General features: G+C 73.6%; 14 protein-coding genes. 8 read left to right on the forward strand and 6 right to left on the reverse strand.

The features are described from left to right. Positions 1-92 precede the first annotated feature (92 nt). Positions 93-3,044 carry a beta-galactosidase gene (locus ACF073_RS13755; protein WP_392069501.1) on the reverse strand — a complete coding sequence of 984 codons (2,952 nt, stop codon included), beginning with the start codon at positions 3,042-3,044 and terminating at the stop codon, positions 93-95. A 74-nt stretch (positions 3,045-3,118) separates the two neighbouring features. Here ACF073_RS13755 and ACF073_RS13760 point away from each other — a divergent pair, with 74 nt between their 5' ends. From ACF073_RS13760 to ACF073_RS13770, 3 genes are all read left to right on the forward strand, one after another. After that, entirely contained in the window at positions 3,119-3,577 is a 459-nt protein-coding gene (locus tag ACF073_RS13760; RefSeq protein WP_392069503.1) for an RrF2 family transcriptional regulator, read from the forward strand. A 212-nt stretch (positions 3,578-3,789) separates the two neighbouring features. After that, positions 3,790-4,440: a DUF4360 domain-containing protein gene (locus ACF073_RS13765; protein ID WP_392069505.1), complete on the forward strand. Its 651-nt coding sequence runs from the start codon at positions 3,790-3,792 to the stop codon at positions 4,438-4,440. Between the two features lie 69 nt (positions 4,441-4,509). Further along, positions 4,510-5,061 carry a methylated-DNA--[protein]-cysteine S-methyltransferase gene (locus ACF073_RS13770; protein WP_392069507.1) on the forward strand — a complete coding sequence of 184 codons (552 nt, stop codon included), beginning with the start codon at positions 4,510-4,512 and terminating at the stop codon, positions 5,059-5,061. 40 nt (positions 5,062-5,101) lie between these two features. Here ACF073_RS13770 and ACF073_RS13775 read toward each other — a convergent pair whose 3' ends face one another. Beyond that, on the reverse strand, positions 5,102-6,919 hold the full coding sequence (locus ACF073_RS13775; protein WP_392069509.1) for an aminotransferase class I/II-fold pyridoxal phosphate-dependent enzyme: 1,818 nt from the start codon (positions 6,917-6,919) through the stop codon (positions 5,102-5,104). A 297-nt stretch (positions 6,920-7,216) separates the two neighbouring features. Here ACF073_RS13775 and ACF073_RS13780 point away from each other — a divergent pair, with 297 nt between their 5' ends. Together ACF073_RS13780 and ACF073_RS13785 are read left to right on the forward strand one after the other, a co-directional pair. Beyond that, positions 7,217-8,113, forward strand: coding sequence for a hypothetical protein (locus ACF073_RS13780; protein WP_392069511.1), 897 nt, complete (start codon positions 7,217-7,219; stop codon positions 8,111-8,113). Between the two features lie 272 nt (positions 8,114-8,385). Next, entirely contained in the window at positions 8,386-9,546 is a 1,161-nt protein-coding gene (locus ACF073_RS13785) for a serine hydrolase domain-containing protein (protein WP_392069513.1), read from the forward strand. A gap of 88 nt (positions 9,547-9,634) precedes the next feature. On the opposite strand, the gene ACF073_RS13790 is transcribed toward ACF073_RS13785, so the two are convergent. Next, positions 9,635-10,054, reverse strand: a complete 420-nt coding sequence (locus tag ACF073_RS13790; RefSeq protein ID WP_392069515.1) for an organic hydroperoxide resistance protein — start codon at positions 10,052-10,054, stop codon at positions 9,635-9,637. A 97-nt stretch (positions 10,055-10,151) separates the two neighbouring features. Beyond that, positions 10,152-11,150, reverse strand: coding sequence for an NADP-dependent oxidoreductase (locus tag ACF073_RS13795; RefSeq protein WP_392069517.1), 999 nt, complete (start codon positions 11,148-11,150; stop codon positions 10,152-10,154). A gap of 89 nt (positions 11,151-11,239) precedes the next feature. Between ACF073_RS13795 and ACF073_RS13800 the strand changes: the two genes are divergently transcribed. Both ACF073_RS13800 and ACF073_RS13805 read left to right on the forward strand, forming a co-directional pair. Next, positions 11,240-11,677 (forward strand): MarR family winged helix-turn-helix transcriptional regulator, encoded by a 438-nt coding sequence (locus ACF073_RS13800; protein ID WP_392069518.1) that lies wholly within the window; start codon positions 11,240-11,242, stop codon positions 11,675-11,677. A gap of 60 nt (positions 11,678-11,737) precedes the next feature. Further along, positions 11,738-12,544 (forward strand): EI24 domain-containing protein, encoded by an 807-nt coding sequence (locus ACF073_RS13805; RefSeq protein ID WP_392069520.1) that lies wholly within the window; start codon positions 11,738-11,740, stop codon positions 12,542-12,544. A gap of 15 nt (positions 12,545-12,559) precedes the next feature. Here ACF073_RS13805 and ACF073_RS13810 read toward each other — a convergent pair whose 3' ends face one another. Continuing rightward, the gene (locus ACF073_RS13810; RefSeq protein ID WP_392069522.1) at positions 12,560-13,819 is read right to left on the reverse strand and encodes a pyroglutamyl peptidase; all 1,260 of its coding nucleotides are present in this window, start codon (positions 13,817-13,819) and stop codon (positions 12,560-12,562) included. Between the two features lie 142 nt (positions 13,820-13,961). Further along, a complete protein-coding gene (locus ACF073_RS13815; protein WP_392069524.1) occupies positions 13,962-14,537 on the reverse strand; it encodes a TetR/AcrR family transcriptional regulator in 576 nt (191 codons plus the stop codon). 104 nt (positions 14,538-14,641) lie between these two features. Here ACF073_RS13815 and ACF073_RS13820 point away from each other — a divergent pair, with 104 nt between their 5' ends. After that, entirely contained in the window at positions 14,642-17,119 is a 2,478-nt protein-coding gene (locus ACF073_RS13820; protein WP_392069526.1) for a glycoside hydrolase family 3 protein, read from the forward strand. The last annotated feature ends 22 nt before the right edge of the window (positions 17,120-17,141 follow it).

The following is a 17,141-nucleotide window of genomic DNA, read 5'->3' on the forward strand; positions in this document are numbered from 1 at the left end:
CCACGTTGTGCCCACGTCATGCGTTCCCTGACCGTGGTTCAACGGGGAACGACCGGTGCGCCGCGGCCCCGCCACCGGCCCCTGGAACGCGGTCAGACCGGCGTGACCGGCACTCCGCCGGACGCCCGGCCGAGCAGCGTCAGCCGTGCCGTCCCGGGGCCCGACAGCGTGGTGAACTCCGAGAGGACCGCCAGCGCGAGGGTGTTGCCGCCCCGGGTGCGCAGGATGCCGTTCGGCAGCACGAAGGTGTGCTGGGGGCCGACGTTGTTGATGTACTGGCCCAGGTTCCAGCCGTTGAGGAAGATCTGGGCGCGGTAGGCCCGGTACGGGTCGTCGTCCAGGGTCAGCCCGACCGACGCGTCGACGTCGCCGGGCACCGAGAGCCGGAACGTGGTCCGGTACCAGGTCACGCCCTGCCGCCGCTCGGCACGCGGGAAGCTCACCCGCTCCCAGTCCCGGTCCCGGAACCCGGGCAGATGCCAGCCCTCCCGCTCGCCGTACAGGCCGCCGTTGTTCAGCGGCCCGCGCACCGGGTCCGCGGGGCCCTCGCCCTGGATGCGCCAGCTCACCCGCACAGCGGCCCCGCCGAAGGTGACCGCCGTCAGGCCGCGGGCCGCCTTGTGGGTGTCGAGCCCCTTGCCGTCCTGGTCGTGCTGCATGCGCCGGACCAGCACCGACAGCACGTGCCGGCCGGGGGAGCGCAGCCGCTCGCGCACCGGGAAGACCGCCGTGTCCGTCCAGCTCCCCTGGCGGACCGTGTGCTTGTCCGGCACGGGCATCCGGTGCGTGCCCAGCGGCTCGCCGTCGAGCCAGGCCATCAGCAGGCCCTGGGTGCCGGTGCTGTAGGCGAGCGAGACCTCCTCGACGCCGGTCGTGCCGCTGACGGCGCCCCGGTACCAGACGTCGCCGTAGTGGAAGCCGTAGTCGTCCGCGAACAGCACGGGCTGGCCGTCCGGGACCGCCGTGGTGCTGAACGAGGAGGTCTTGTCGGCCCGTCGCCACGACGAGTCGTCGAAGCCGGGGCCCGCCTCCGGGTTCTCCGTGCGCATCCGCCAGCCGCCCAGCTCGGGCAGCCGCACCTCGGGCACCCCCGGCAGGTCCCCGGCGGTCATCAGGCTGCCGGAGAGGGTGACCCGGGTGGGCACCTCGCGTCCGTTCCACACCAGGGAGTCGATGCCGCGCGGGCCCCACACCTCCAGGGGCGTCCCCTCGGTGACGTCACCGGTCAGATGGACCTGCGAGCCGCGCAGCTCGACGTGCCGCAGCAGCGCCGGGCCGTAGACCAGGAGGGTCCCGGACGGGGTGTCGTACGGGAACAGGCGGACGGCGGTGGCGTCGTCGGCGAAGAGCAGCAGCAGCGGCGTGTCCGTCTCGCCCTTCTGCACCAGCACCCGGGTCAGACCGGCCGTCCCGAGGGGCGCGTTCACATGGAGTTCGCCCCGGTCGTAGACCCAGCCGCCCTCCGGGTCCAGCCGCTGCACGTACGGCTCGGCCGGGCACGCCAGCACCAGCTCGGCCATCTCCTCGCGCCGCCCGGTGAACACGGCGATGTCCTGCCGGCCCGCCGTGAGGACCAGCATGGGCTCGGCGGTGGAGTACTTCAGCGTCCGCCGGCCCAGCGAGAGCCCCGTGGTCAGCAGCTTGGCGTCGTGGCCCGGCACGGTGACGTGCAGCTCGCCCGCCTCGGTCGGCAGATCGGCGGTGACCGCCCGGTCGCCGTCGTTGCGGGCGATGTACACGTGGGTGCCGGTGTCCTGGTTGCTCAGGTGGTAGACCTTCAGCCCCGGCGCCGTCACGTCCGCCGCCCGGTCCAGCTTGGCGAAGTCCGGCACGCGCTGGAGCATGTGCCCTAGCTGGTGCATCGGGGCGATCTTGGCGGTGACGCCCCGGCCCTCGTCGATCGCGGCGCCGTAGTCGTACGACGTGTAGACGACCGGTGCGGGCAGCCAGCCCCACGAGGTCCCGCCGAACGTCATGTACACGTTGTGCAGGGTGATCCCGTTGGCGAGGTTGGTGAGGTAGAAGCGGCGCTCGTAGGCGGCGTCCCGGGTGCGCCGCGACTCGGCGTACCCCTTGCCGTCGAACTCGGCCCCGCCCCACGGATCGAACCAGCCGCCGCCGAACTCGGGCACGAACCCGGGCGTGTCGGGCGAGGCGGTGGCCCCGCCCGTCAGCCCGCCGGGACCGTAGTGGCCCCAGTCCGGCGGGGTCTTGGACGGCGAGGGGTACCCGTCGAACCCGTACAGCCAGCCGCGCTTGTCCCCGCCGGTGTCGAAGGAGCCGGGAGCCCAGTAGCCGTTGCGCCCCTTGTCGTTGTGGAACAGCGGGACGTCGATGCCGTCGGCCCGCACCTTCTTGTAGAGGCGGGACATGTAGGTGCGGCCGGCGGCCTCGTGCACATGGGCGTCGTACTCGTTCTCGATCTGGTACAGCAGGACCGTGCCGGTGCCGTGCGTGAACAGATGCCGGCGGACGATCCGGTTCACCTGGGTCAGCCAGGCGTCGACGTGCGAGAGGTACGTCGGGTCGTCGGTGCGGGCCGTGCCCCTGGTGGCGGAGAGCCAGCCGGGGAAGCCGCCGCCGTCCACCTCGGCGTTGATGTAGGGGCCGGGCCGCAGGATGACGTAGAGACCGGTCTCGGCGGCCGTGCGCAGGAACAGGTCGAGGTCCCGGACGCCGGTGAAGTCGTAGGTGCCGGGTGCGGGGGAGTGGTAGTTCCAGGCCACGTAGATGCTGACGGCGTTGTAGCCGTGGGCGCGCATCTTCTGCAGCGCGTCGCGCCACAGGGAGGGGCTCGGCAGCCGGAACGGGTGCATCTCGCCGGACCACACCACCAGCCGGCGCCCGTCCACGAGCAGCGAGTAACGGTCGTACCCGATGGTGTGCCGCTCGCCGTCGGCGCCGGGCGGGGCCGGCGCGGGACCGGTGGGCGTACTGCCCCCCGCGAACGCCGAGGGGGCCCCGGGGCCGCCGCTGCCGCCCAGGGCGAGCCCGAGCGAGGCCGAGCCGGCCAGGGCACTGAAGGTACGTCTGCTGAGCGCCAAGGTGGATCCTCCCGGCGATCTTACGGGGCGCGGGCGCGGCCATTCTCCATGGCGCGACGCCCCACAATGGACACATGAGGATCTCGGCGCGGGCGGATTACGCGGTACGGGCGGTACTCGAGCTGGCCGTACGGCAGGGTAACGGCCCGGTGAAGGCAGAGGAAATCGCCGCCGTGCAGGCCATCCCGCACAAGTTCCTCGAAGGCATCCTGGGCGATCTGCGGCGGGCCGGGATCGTGGACAGCCGGCGTGGCGGGGGCGGCGGCTACCGGCTCGCCCGGGAAGCGGCCTCGGTCACCGTGGCGGACGTCATCCGGGCGGTCGACGGCCCGATCGTGTCGGTGCGCGGCGAACGCCCGACGGGCCTCGCCTACACGGGCACGGCCCAGCCGCTGCTGCCGCTGTGGATCGCGCTGCGGGCGAACGTGCGGCGCATCCTGGAGGGCGTCACGATCGCCGACCTCGCGGCGGACGCGCTGCCGGAGCCGGTCCGGGCGCTGGCGGCGGAACCGGCGGCCTGGGAGAACCCCTGAGGCACGCCCCCGGCCCCGTCCCCCCCCGGCACCCTCTCTCCTCTGCCCGTGAAAACCCCGATGTGAATGGCCGGAGTTCCCCCTCCCGGGCCCGTGCGCGGCTTCCTACGATGCCCACGCCTCCATCGCTGGTTCACAGGTGGCACACAGGTTCTTCACCTTTGAACGGTTCCGGCGGAGGTTCACCCCCCACTCGACAACCGGGAGAAACCATGGCCGGCGGACTCCTCCTGAGCGGCGCGGTGGCCGCTCTCGTCACCACCGTGCTACCCGCCCAGAGTCCCTCCTCCGTCTTCGACAACCCGCCCCCGGACAAGATCGTCATCGATGTGGCGACCGTGAACGGCTCGGGCTGCCCCGCGGGCACGGCCGCCGTGGCGGTCTCCCCGGACAACACGGCCTTCACCGTGACCTACAGCGAGTACATGGCCAAGGCCGGCGGCGGCTCCGATCCCACGGCCTTCCGCAAGAACTGTCAGCTCAACCTGGTGGTGCATGTGCCCCAGGGCTTCACCTACGCGATCGCCAGCGCCGACTACCGGGGCTTCGCCTCGCTCCAGAAGGGCGCCTCCGGAACGCAGAAGGCGTCGTACTACTTCCAGGGCTCGCCGAGCACCGTGCCCCGCAACCACCCCCTCACCGGCCCCTACAGCGACGACTGGCAGGCCACCGACGACACCGACTGGGCCCAGCTCGTCTGGGCGCCCTGCGGGGTCCTGCGCAACTTCAACATCAACACCGAACTGCGGGTGAACGCCGGGACCACCTCCCCGGACAAGGTCAGCTTCATGACGATGGACTCGACCGACGGGGACATCAGCACCGTGTACCACCTGGCCTGGCAGCAGTGCCCGCCGAAGTGAGCGGGCCCGGCAGGTGAGTTCGCCGCCCGGCCGTCGGACCGGCGCCGGGCGGCGTGCCAGTATGACGGAATGATGGAACTGGAGTGGTTCACCGTCAGCACTCCGCTTCCCACCGGGAGCATGCGCGTGGCGGTGACCGCGCAGGGCGTGGCGGCGGCCGCGTTCAACCCGCGGGAATCCGTCGGGCTGCCGCCGGGCACGGAACTCGCCGACCCGGCGGGGGACCGGCGCGCGGCGGCCGTCGCCGCGCAGTTCGCCGACTACTTCGCGGGCCGGCGGCAGGACCTCGACCTCCCGGTCGACTGGCGGCTGACCTCCGGAGTGCAGCGGACGGTGCTGCGGACCCTGCACCGGTCCGTCGGCTGGGGCCGGACCATCACCTACGGCGGACTCGCCGACCTGAGCGGGGCGTTCGAGCCGGGGCTGCCGGCCGGGGCCCCGGCGCGGACGGTGGGCTCCATCGCCGGGTCCTGCCCGATCTCGCTGCTCGTGCCGTGCCACCGGGTGGTGGCGGCGGACGGGTTGGGCGGATTCGGCGGCGGCGCCGAGGGGATGGCCGTGAAGCGCTGGCTGCTGACGCGCGAGGGCGTGCTCGACCCCGAGCTGGACTGGACCGGCTGACCCGGCACCGGACACCCGCGCGCGGCGCGGCCGGCAGCCGCTATCCGGCCTGCCCCATGCCCGCCGCGTTCGGCCAGCTCTGCGCGTTGGGCCAGCCCGTCGCCGGTGCCGGGGTCAGTCCGGCGGGCGGAGCCGGGGTGCCGGGTGCCGTCATCCCGCGGACCTGGGCGGCGGTGAGCCCGCCGCGGGCCGGAACACCGGGCGGGGTGGGGGCGTCGAACACGGCGGCGGCCGGCACGGGCGTCGACGCGGGTACGGGCATGGACGCCGGCACGGGGGCCGCCAACGGCATGGCCGGCATCGGCACGGGTGCGGGTGCGACCGGCGGGGGCGCGGGGGCCGTCACCGGCGTGGGCGGCATCGGCACGGGCACCGGAACGGGCGCGGGCGGCGGTACGGGAACGGGCGGCGGTACGGCCACGGCGGCAGGCGCCGGTACGGGGGTCGGTACAGGAGTCGGCGGGGGATTCGGCAGGGGATTCTGCGAGGGCGCCGGCATCCGGGGGAACGCCGGCTGCGCGGCCGGAGCGGCCAGGGGCTGGGCTGCCGCCGGCATCGGCATCCCGCCGCCGGCCGGCGTGACGGCGGCGGGGAGCGGCATGCCGGTGCCGGCGGCCGGGGCGGGGCCGGCGGCGGTGAGCTGCAGTCCGGCCCCGTTGGTCTCGCTGACCAGCCGGTCGACCGCCGCCGTACCCGAGCTGTAGCTGGTCCCGGCGCCCAGCTCGGGTACGGCGGCTCCCCTCCTGGGCTCGTAGAGCACCTGTTCCAGGCCGGACACCAGGCGACGCACGTCGACCTGGGGGCGCACCACGAGCCGCAGGAAGCGGCTGGAGGATCCGATCTTGTTGCCGCACTCGCGGACCAGGATCCGGTGCTCGGTGAGCATCCGGTCCCGGACCACCGTGCCCTCGGCGCCGACGGGAAGGCGCACGAAGAGGAAGTTGCCCTGCGAGGGGTAGACGGTGAGGCCGGGGAGCGCGGAGAGGCGGCTGGTCATCTCCAGCCGGTCGCGGCGGACCTGCTGGAGGCTCCGCGCGTACTCGGGACCGTGCTCCTTCAGCATGAACACCACGTACTCGGCGAAGGAGTTGAGGTTCCACTTCGGCAGCATCGAGCGGACCTTGCCGGCCAGCGCGGGGTTGGCGACCAGATAGCCGAAGCGGACGCCGTGCAGGCCGAAGTTCTTGCCGAGGCTGCGCAGCACGATCACATTGGGGCGGAGCATGGCCTCCTGGACGACACTCGGCTCGGCCTCGGCGTCGGCGAACTCCAGGAACGACTCGTCGACCACCACCAGGTCGAGGTCCGCCATCGCGTCCATGAACTGCACCACCTGCTGGCGGCGCAGATATCCGCCGTCGGGGTTGTTCGGGTTGCAGATCACGGCCACCCGGGTGCCGCGGGCGCGGATGAACGCGGCGTACCGGGCGAGGTCGAGGGCGAAGCCGCTCGCCTCCTGGAGCGGGAACATGTCGACCCGCTTGCCCGTCTCCATCGGCTGGTCGGTCCAGCGGCCGAACGTGGGCACCGGGACGGCCAGCGACTCGCGGACCAGCAGATGGTCGATCCAGGTGATCAGTTCGGTGGAGCCGTTGCCCATCGCCACGCACTGGGGCGGCAGCTGGAGCAGGCCGCACAGCTCGCTGGCGATCGTGTCGGCGCCGCTCGGGTAGTACGTGATGATGTCGCGCAGCCGGGCCGCCAGCTCGTCGAACATGGCGGGGGTCGGGAAGTAGGGGTTGCACGGGATGCAGAAGTCCACCGGGCCGGTTCCGTCGCCGCCCTCTCGCGTCAGCGCCGCCATGGAGGGGCTGTGCGCGGCGGTGCCGCGGAACAACGAGGTGACGTTGCCGGCCAAGAGGTCCTCCGTTCCGGGTGGCCCGCGCGGGGGAGCGCGGGCCGACCTTGGATACGGAGGGGCCGGCAGCGGCGTTCAACGCCCGCCCGGCCCTGTGGTCCGGCTGTGGCGTTCGCTCGGTCGTGTACCACCCGCCGGCGTACGCCTTGACGCGGCCGGAGGCCGCTGCGCCGGTGTCCATGGGGTCCGACAGACAACGGTTTCGGCAAGGCTTGCGGAGAACTCTCTCGACCTCGCACCAAACCTTCACAGTCGTGCCTGGAACCCGACTCGAACGGACTCTAGTCTTCCCGCGTCATGGACTACTGCCTCCCGTGCCGACGGCACCTCAACGGCGCCCTGGCCTGCCCGGGGTGCGGAACTCCGGCCGACCGGCTGGCCGCCGCCACCGCCGCCCCCGCGGCGGCGGCGCCGCACGCGCACGGGCCCGGCCACGGCCACCCCCGGCCACCGGCCGGGTACGGGGACCGGACCGCGTACGAGCAGCCGTACGCCGCCCCCTACGAGCAGCCCTATGACGAGACGTACGACGACACGTACGACGGGTCATACGCGGCGCCGTACGAGGGCCCGGACGCTCCCGGCGGGCCCGAGCGGCCGGCGGAGTCCGACGAGGACGACGACGGGACGCCCGGGGAAGCCGCCCCCGCGGGCCGCCGCGGCGCCCGTGCCGAGGGCAGCCGGCGGGACCGCAAGGCCGCCGTGCACCGGCGCCGCAGGCGCCGCACCGTGCTGATCGCGGCCGGCCTCGTGCTCGCGGCGGGTGGGCTGAGCATCGCCGAACTCGGCACGGACGCCCCCTTCTCGCCCTTCGCCGGGGACGCCTCGGCCCCGGGTGCGGACACCTCGGCGGACGGCGGAGCGGCGTCCCCCGCGCCGGACCGCACCGCCGACCCGATAGCCGCCTCCACCGGCGCCCTCCCGAGCACGGACGCCTCCGCGGTCCCGAGCGCCTCGGCCTCCGCGTCCGCCTCGAAGTCCCCCGAGGACGAGGAGTCCGCCTCCCCCTCCGCCCAGGACACCGGCACGGCCCAGCAGTCGGCCACGACGGGATCCGGTGCGGCCCCCACGACCCCCGCCGCCCCGGCCACCACCCCGCCCGCCAGTGCGACCGCGGCCCCGACGAGCGCCGTTCCCACCCCCGAGCCGTCGCCCACCAAGACCTGCGACCGCTTCCTGTGGTGGTGCACCTGACCTCCTCGCACCGCGGCCGGCCCGGGCCTCCCGCAGCGGCTTCGGGCCCGATCCGCACGGGATCCGCACGGGATCCGCACCGGATCCGCACGTGGCGCACCCCGTACCACCCCGTGCCATCGGCCATCCGGGGCATCCATGACATCCACGGGACGCCGCGGCGGTTGAGTCGAACAGGCACTGCTCGCCGTACCGATCCCGGGAACGTCCGGGGTCGGGAGGGGCGTTGTGCCGAGGGGCAGCAGCGAACAGCGGCTCAGTGAGGAGAGCGGATGACACAGGAGATCACCGTCCAGGGCACGGTCGCCGACGGCTTCGAGCCGGTGCGCGAGGAGTTCGCGGCCTTCGTCGCCGGGGAACGGGGCGACTACGAGGGCCAGTTGTGCGCGTACGTCCAGGGCCGCCGGGTGGTGGACCTGTGGGCCGGCGCGGAGGTGACCGGTGACTCGCTGTACGGCGTGTACTCGGCCACGAAGGGCGCGGCCCACCTGGTCGCGGCGCTGCTCGTGCAGGAGGGCACCCTGGAGCTGGACCGGAAGGTCACCTACTACTGGCCGGAGTTCGCCGCCGAGGGCAAGGGCGCGCTGACCCTGCGGGAGCTGTTCGCCCACCGGGCGGGGCTGATCGGCACCGACAGCGGGTTCAGCCTCGCCGAGCTGGCGGACGACCGGGTCGTCGCCGAACGCCTCGCCGACCAGCGACCGTTCTGGCGGCCGGGCGCGGCCTTCGGCTACCACGCGCTGGTGATCGGCGCGCTGACCGGCGAGGTGGTCCGCCGCGCGACGGGCCGCACGCTCCAGGAGGTGTACGAGGAGCGGGTCCGCGCCCCGCACGGCCTCGATCTGCATCTGGGCCTGCCGGAGGCGCACGAGCCGCGCTTCCGCACGGTGCAGCCGGCGCGGCCGACCCCCGCTCAGCAGGCCCAGCTCGACGCCGTGCCGGCCGGCCCGCACACGCTCGAGTCGATCGCCTTCAACCGGCACGGCGCGGAGCCGACCGACCTGGAGAGCCTGACGAACGAGCGGCTGATCCGCGCCAAGGGGCCCGCCTCGGTGGGCGGGGTCGGCTCGGCACGCGGCCTCGCGGGCATGTACGCGGCGATGATCAGCGAGGTGGACGGAAGGGCCCCGCTGCTCAAGGAGGACACGCTCGCGGAGTTCGGCCAGATCCACTCCGTGGGGTACGACGTGGTGGCCCGCACCCACAAGTCCTTCGGCGTCGGCTTCCAGGCGACCGCCGACATCTGGCACCCGTTCCTGGGCGCCGCCGCGATCGGCCACAGCGGCGCCAACGGCGTCCAGTCCTTCGCCGACCCGCACAGCCGGCTCGCCTACGGCTACACACGCCGGCGGTTCGCGTTCCCGCGGGGAGCGGCGCCGGAGAACAGCCGGCTCGCGGCCGCCGTCCACCGGGCGGCGCTCGCCATGCGCTGAAGGTGCGCGGGCCCCCGGCCCCGGACAGAGCGGAGCAGCCGCACCCCACGTCCTAGGATGCGGCTGCCGCTGTGCGCAACGACGGACGTCAGACGAGCGTCACGGTGATGTTGCCGCGGGTCGCCTTCGAGTAGGGGCACACCTGGTGCGCCTTGTCGAGCAGCTCCCGCGCCGTGGCCGCGTCGACGTTCGGAATGCTCGCCGAGATCTCCACGATGAGCCCGAAGCCCTCGTCGTTCTTGCCGATACCGACCTTGGCCGTGACCGTGGAGCCGGAGATGTCGGCGCCCTCCTGCCGCGCGACGACACCGAGCGCCCCCTGGAAGCAGGCGCTGTACCCGGCGGCGAACAGCTGCTCCGGGTTGGTGCCGGCGCCGTTGCCGCCCATCTCCTTGGGCGGGTTGACGACGACGTCGAGCTTGCCGTCGTCGGTGGCGACCCGGCCGTCGCGGCCGTTCTCGGCGGTGGCGACGGCGGTGTACAGGACCTCGGACTGCGTGATGGGCATGCGGTTTCTTCCTCCTCGGTCCGTCGCGACTCGCGCCCGCGATCGTCGACGGATTTCGGAAAGAAGCTACCGCATGCCGGAAAGTCAAGCCAGAGGATCAGAGCTTGACGACCATCTTGCCGATGTTGTCGCCGCGCAGCACCCCGAGGAACGCCTCCAGGGTGGTGTCGATGCCCTCGGTCACGGTCTCCCGGTACTTCAGCGCGCCCGAGGCGACCCACGGGCCGACCTCCTGGACGAACTGCGGCTGGAGGTCGTAGTGGTCGCCGACCAGGAAGCCCTCGATCCGGCCGCGGGTCTGGATCAGCCGGGCGAGGTTCTTCGGGCCCGGGGCGGGCTCGGTGTTGTTGTAGACCGAGATCATGCCGCAGACGGCGATCCGGCCGCCCTGGTTGAGCGAGCCGACGGCCGCCTCCAGGTGGTCCCCGCCGACGTTGTCGAAGTAGACGTCGATGCCGTCGGGCGCCGCCGCCCGCAGCTGCTCGGCGACCGGGCCGTTCTTGTAGTTGAACGCGGCGTCGAAGCCGTACTCGTCCACCAGCAGCGCGACCTTCTCGTCGGAGCCGGCCGAGCCGATGACCCGGGAGGCGCCCTTGAGCTTGGCGAGCTGGCCCACCTGGCTGCCCACGGCCCCGGCGGCGCCCGACACGAACACCACGTCGCCCTCCTTGAAGGACGCGGTGCGCAGCAGGCCGGCGTAGGCGGTCAGGCCCGTCATGCCGAGGACGCCGAGGTACGTCGACAGGGGCGCGGCCTCCGGGTCGACCTTGACGGCGTGCTTCGCGTCCAGGACCGCGTACTCGCGCCAGCCGAAGAAGTGCAGGACGTGGTCGCCGGCCGCGATGCCCTCGGCGTTCGACTCGATCACCTCGCCGACCGCGCCGCCCTGCATGACCTTGCCCAGCTCGAAGGGGGCGGCGTACGACTTCGCGGCACTCATCCGGCCGCGCATGTACGGGTCGACGGAGAGGTACTTGTTCCGCACCAGCACCTGGCCCTCGCCCGGCGTCGGGACGGGCGTCTCGACGAGGGCGAAGTCCTCGGGCTTCGGCCAGCCGACGGGACGGCTGAGCAGGTGCCACTCGCGGTTGATCATGACAGTGCCTTTCAGATTTACTTCAGTACCTGAAACAACCATGCGCCTGAATATTTCATGATGTCAAGTAACCGGGTATCCTGGCGGGTATGTCCACCCCATCGAAGCCCCGCCGCCCCGACGCCCTCACCATGGAGGTCGTCGAGCTGATCGGAGACGTCGTGGCCCGCTTCTACGCGGACTACGAGAAGGCGGCGGGCGAGCACACGCTGACCGGGGCGCAGGCCCGCCTCCTCAGCCTGCTCTCGCTGGAGCCGCTGCCCATGCGCAAGCTCGCGCAGAAGCTGAAGTGCGAGCCGTCGAACGTGACCGGGATCGTGGACCGTCTGGAGACCCGCGGCCTGGTGGAGCGCCGCCCGGACCCCGCCGACCGCCGGGTGAAGGTGGCCGCGGCCACCGAGGAGGGCCGCGAGGTGGCCCGGGACCTGCGCGAGGGCCTGCACTTCGCCCGCGAGCCGCTCGCCGGCCTGTCCGAGGAGGAGCGCCGCTCGTTGCGCGACCTGCTGCGCCGCATGCTGGACGGCTGAGCGCCGGCCGCCGAAGGGCGGGAGGCCGCCCCGTCACCCCGTGCCAGTAAAGTCCTCGCCATGCGCGATCTCGGGGTGGGTTTCGGTTATCTGCTGAAGGGCCAGCGATGGGTGGCCCGGCACGGGCGCCAGTACGGGTTCGGGCTGCTGCCCGGACTGATCACGCTGGTGCTGTACGCCGCGGCGCTGGTCGCGCTCGCCGTGTGGGGCCAGGACCTCGTCGGCTGGGCGACCCCGTTCGCCGACGACTGGCCGAGCCCCTGGCAGGGCCTGTTCCGGGGCTTCGTGACGGCCGTCCTCTTCGCCCTCGGCCTGCTGCTGGCCGTGCTGACCTTCACGGCCGTCACCCTGCTGGTCGGCCAGCCCTTCTACGAGAGCCTCTCGGAGCGGGTCGACGCCGACGTCTCGCCCGACGGCACCGCACCGCACTCCGAGCTCCCGCTCTGGCGCGAGCTGTGGATCTCGGCCCGGGACAGCCTGCGCGTCCTGGTCCGGGCCGGCCTGTGGGGCGTGCTGCTCTTCGCCCTCGGATTCCTGCCGGTCGTCGGGCAGACCGCCGTACCCGTGATCGGCTTCTTCGTCACCGGCTTCTTCCTCACCGAGGAGCTCGCCGCCGTGGCCCTGCAGCGCCGGGGCGTCGACCTGCGCTCCCGCCTCACCCTGCTGCGCTCCCGCAAGACCCTGGTCTGGGGCTTCGGCACGCCTCTCGGCCTGGCCTTCCTGGTGCCGTTCGTGGCGGTCTTCCTGATGCCGGGCGCGGTCGCGGGCGCCACGCTCCTCGCCCGCGACCTGCTGGGCGAGGAGAGCGCGGGCGATGATTGCGCCGCCCGCGGCGACCGGCCCGACGCGGAGCACGTCACCCCCTGACCCGGACCCCCGCCGTCACCGGCCCGCGCCGAGCGCGGCGGTCACGATCGACCGCACCTGGGCGATGATGTCCAGCCGGTTCCGCACGAACTCGGGGTCGGTGACCGTACCGGTGGCCGGGTCCGTGTTGCCTTCGCCGAACCGCAGGACGGGCGTGTGCACATGCCCGCCGGGCAGGGTGTCGTGCAGCCCGAGCCGGTCCCGCAGCAGGGTGGCCCGGTAGGCGATCTCGTTGGAGAGGTAGTCGCCGCCGCCCCCGGCCCGCGCGGCGGAGCCGGGGCTCGGCCCGTCCGGCCGTACGACCGGACCGGTGCCCTGCGCCGGGATCTCGGTGACCTCCGTGTGGTCGTAGACGGGGAAGCGCCCCGTCCGCGCGGCCACGACGGCCGCGTACGGCAGGGTCGTGCCCGTCCACTGCGGCTGCGACGCCGGCTCGGCGACCGGCACGGTCCCGGTCCGCGAGACGTTGTCGTTGTCCGGGAAGCCGCCGCGCCAGGCGCCATTGGTGCGCTCGATGTCGAACCGGCCGGCGCGGCCCTGGCTCACCGTCGTGAACAGGTCGATCGCCGGCAGGTACGGCCGCAGCGTCCGCTCCACCGTGCCCTCGGCGAAGTCCTGCCAGCGCACCGGGAAGACGGCGGTCTCCACGCGCGCCGGCCCCTGGGCCGTCTCGATCACCGTGCCGTCCAGGGCGAGCGCGGTCGCCCCGGACGGGTTGGAGATGCGGATGTCCCGGTCGAGCGTGAAGGGGTCGAAGCCGGTGAGCAGGACCCGGCGCAGCCGGTGCCCGCCCGGGTAGCGGATGTCGGTCTGGCCGCGCGAGGTCCGCTCCAGCCGGTCGAGCAGTTCCGCGCGCTGGGCGTCCGTGAGCCCGAACCCCGGCTCCCAGGTGCGCATCTCCCGGGTCATCGCGAGCCGCGCCCAGTACAGCGGCCGGTCGTCGTCCCGGGAGAGGCCCGCCGGTTCCGCCGCCGCCGGGCCCCGCCCCTGCGCCCGGTCCACGGCCCGCCGCCACAGCGCGGACCCCTCCCGTACGACGACACGGCGGGCCTGTGCCGCGGAGTGCGCGCGCCCCAGCGCGCGATGGAAGTTTGCGGCCGCGGCGTCGAATCCGGAGCGCCGCAGGATCTCCCGCGGGACGGCCTGGTCGAGCCGCTGCTCCTCCACGGTTGCGGAGGGCGCGGGCCCCGGCGCGGCGCGGGCCGTGGCGGGGGCGGACAGGCCGGTCAGCAGGGCCAGGCCGAGGGCGCCGAGGCGAAGACGTGAACGGGTCAAGGGAGTTCGGGTCCTTCCGTCGCTGTGGGCGCGGTGGTGCCGTGTCGCTCCGTGCTGCGTGCCGTGACGGGGGCCACCGTACCCGGCAGCCGGGCGGCGGGGGCCTGCCTGATCGAGCCGTTCCCCCCCGCCCGGCGGGCCGCTACGGCTCGCCCAGCAGCCGCAGGAAGTCCCGGAACGCCCCCGGCATGTCGACCGACTCCGGGTCCAGCAGCCACTGGTACTGGAGGCCGTCCATCACGGCGACGAGCAGCGGGGCGGTGCGTTCCGGGGTGAGGCCGCTCGGCAGCGTGTCGCCGTACTCGGCGCGCAGGACCGCGGCCATGGACTCCCGGACCCGGGCGTACCGCTCGCCGAAGTAGCCGCGCGCCGGGTGGTCCTCGGTCACGCTCTCGCCGAGCAGTGCGGAGAAGGTCTGGATGATCGCCGGGCGCATCGCGTTGTACTCGACCAGCGAGGCCAGCAGATCCATCCGCCACCGGGTGTCCGGCACCGCGTCCCACCGGTCCCGGTCCTGGAGCACGGCCACCAGCAGGGCGTCCTTGGTGGGGAAGTAGTGCAGCAGGCCCTGCTGGGTCAGCCCCACCCGCTCGGCCACCGCGGCCAGGCTCGCCCCCCGGTAGCCGCGCTCGGCGATCACCGCGAGGGCGGCACCGACGATCTCGGCACGCCGCTCCTCGCTCCTGACCCTCGCGTTCATGACGTCACCGTACGACATCCCGGGCAGCCGAATATAACAGCAAGATAACGAAACCTACCGCTCTACAGGTGACCGATGCACGATGGGGGGCACCTGCACGGACTCGATGAGGAGGAACCGCGATGGCGGGATCCCAGCGCACCCCGGCCGACGAGGCCCGAGAGACGGTCGTGGAGGCCGCCCTCGCCGCCCTCGACCTCGACGCCAAGACACGGCTGCTGGCCGGCCAGGACATGTGGACGCTGCCCGCCCTGCCCGGGATCGGCCTGGACTCCCTGGTCATGTCCGACGGCCCGATCGGCGTCCGGGGCGTGCGCTGGACCGCCGACGACCCCTCCGTCGCGCTGCCCTCGCCGACCGCGCTGGCCGCCGCCTGGGACCCGGAACTCGCCCGCCGCGCGGGTGTGCTGCTCGCCCAGGAGGCCCGCCGCAAGGGCGTCCACGTGCTGCTCGCCCCCACGGTCAACCTGCACCGCTCCCCGCTCGGCGGACGCCACTTCGAGTGCTACAGCGAGGACCCGTACCTGACCGGCGTGATCGGCGGCGGCTATGTCTCGGGCGTCCAGTCCGGCGGAGTCGGCACCACCGTCAAGCACTTCGTCGCCAACGACGCCGAGACCGACCGCTTCACGGTGAACAACCTGGTCTCCGAACGCGCCCTGCGCGAGCTGTACCTGGCCCCCTTCGAGGCGATCGTCGCGAACGCCCGCCCCTGGGGCGTGATGACCGCCTACAACCAGGTCAACGGCACGACCATGACCGAGCACCACCACCTGGTCAACGAGGTCCTGCGCGGCGAATGGGGCTTCGACGGCTTCAACGTCTCCGACTGGATGGCCGCCCGGGACACGGTCGCCGCCCTCGAAGGCGGCCTCGACGTCGCCATGCCGGGGCCGCGGACCGTCTACGGCCCGGCCCTCGCCCGGGCCGTCCGGGCCGGCGAGGTCGCCGAGGCCGCGGTCGACGCGGCCGTGCGCCGGGTGCTGCGCCTCGCCGCCCGCGTCGGCATCCTGGACGGCGCCGAACCGGCGGTCGCCGAACTCCCCGCCCCGGTCGACGGCGAGGCCCTGGCCCGCGAGATCGCCCGCCGCTCCTTCGTCCTCGTGCGCAACGAGCGCGCCGCCCTCCCGCTGAAGCCCGGCACCGTGGCCCTGATCGGCGCCGCCGCCCGCGACGCCCGGGTGCTCGGCGGCGGCTCCGCCACCGTCTTCCCGGCCCGGACCGTCTCCCCGCTCGACGGCCTCACCGCCGCCCTCCCCGACGGCGCCCTCCGCTACGCCGTCGGCGCCGACCCGGCCACCGAACTGGCCGTCGCCGACCATGGCTTCACCCTGCGCGCCGTCTGCCGCGACGCCGCCGGCGAGATCATCGGCACCCGCTCCGCCCCGAACGGCCTGATCCAGTGGACGGGCACGGACCTCCCCGACGGCGTCACCCTCGCCGAGGCCCCCGGCTCCGCCCGGCCGGGGGAGACCCCCGCCACCCTCCACAGCATCGAGCTGACCGGCACCTTCACCCCGCGCGAGTCCGGGCCGCACACCTTCGGCATCAAGGGCGCGGGCGCCTTCACCCTCACCGTCGGCGGGACGACCTACTTCGACGACGCCCAGCGCCCCGCCAAGGAAGGCCCCTTCGAGGCGCTCTTCAGCGCCCCCGTGCCCCGCGCCCGGGCCGAACTCACCGCCGGGGAGACGGTCGACGTCTCCCTCTCCTACGTCGTCCGGCTCTCCGAGGACCTCCCCATGAAGGTCATCACCTTCGCGCTCGCCCACCGCGGACCGCAGCGCGACCCGGACGAGCTGATCGCCGAGGCCGTCGAGGCCGCCCGCGGCGCCGACACCGCCGTGGTCGTGGTCGCCACCACCGACCGCGTGGAGTCCGAGGGCTTCGACCGCGGCGACCTGCGGCTCCCCGGCCGCCAGGACGACCTGGTCCGCGCGGTCGCCGCCGCCAACCCGAACACCGTCGTGGTCGTCAACTCCGGCTCCCCGGTGGAACTGCCCTGGCGCGACGAGGTCGCCGCCGTGCTGCTGACCTGGTTCCCCGGCCAGGAGGGCGGTGCCGCCCTCGCCGACGTCCTCACCGGCGCCCACGAGCCCGGCGGCCGGCTCCCCACCACCTGGGGCTCCCTCGCCGACGCCCCGGTCACCCAGGTCGTCCCGGCCGGCGGCGAGCTGGCCTACACCGAGGACCTGTTCATCGGCTACCGCGCCTGGGAACGGGCCGGCCGCACCCCGGCGTACCCCTTCGGCCACGGCCTCGGCTACACCGACTGGGCCTACGAGTCGCTGGACACCGACGGCGGCACCGTCCGGGTCCGGCTCCGCAACACCGGCGAGCGGGCCGGCCGTGAGGTCGTCCAGATCTATGTCTCGCCGGCCGGACCCGGCCCCGAGCGCCCGGCCCGCCGGCTGGCCGGCTTCGCGTCCGTCGAGGCCGGGCCGGGGGAGAGCGCCGAGGTCACCGTCGAACTCCCGCGCCGGGCCTTCGAGGTCTGGGACGAGACGGCGAAGGCGTGGGTGTGTGTGAAGGGTTCGTACGAGATCGCCGCCGGACGCTCGATCACGGACCGCAGGCTGACCGCGCCGATTAACGTCTGATCCGGGACAAGTCCCCCAGCGC

It is taken from the genome of Streptomyces sp. NPDC015171 (assembly GCF_043079545.1).
Classification (GTDB): Bacteria; Actinomycetota; Actinomycetes; order Streptomycetales; family Streptomycetaceae; genus Streptomyces.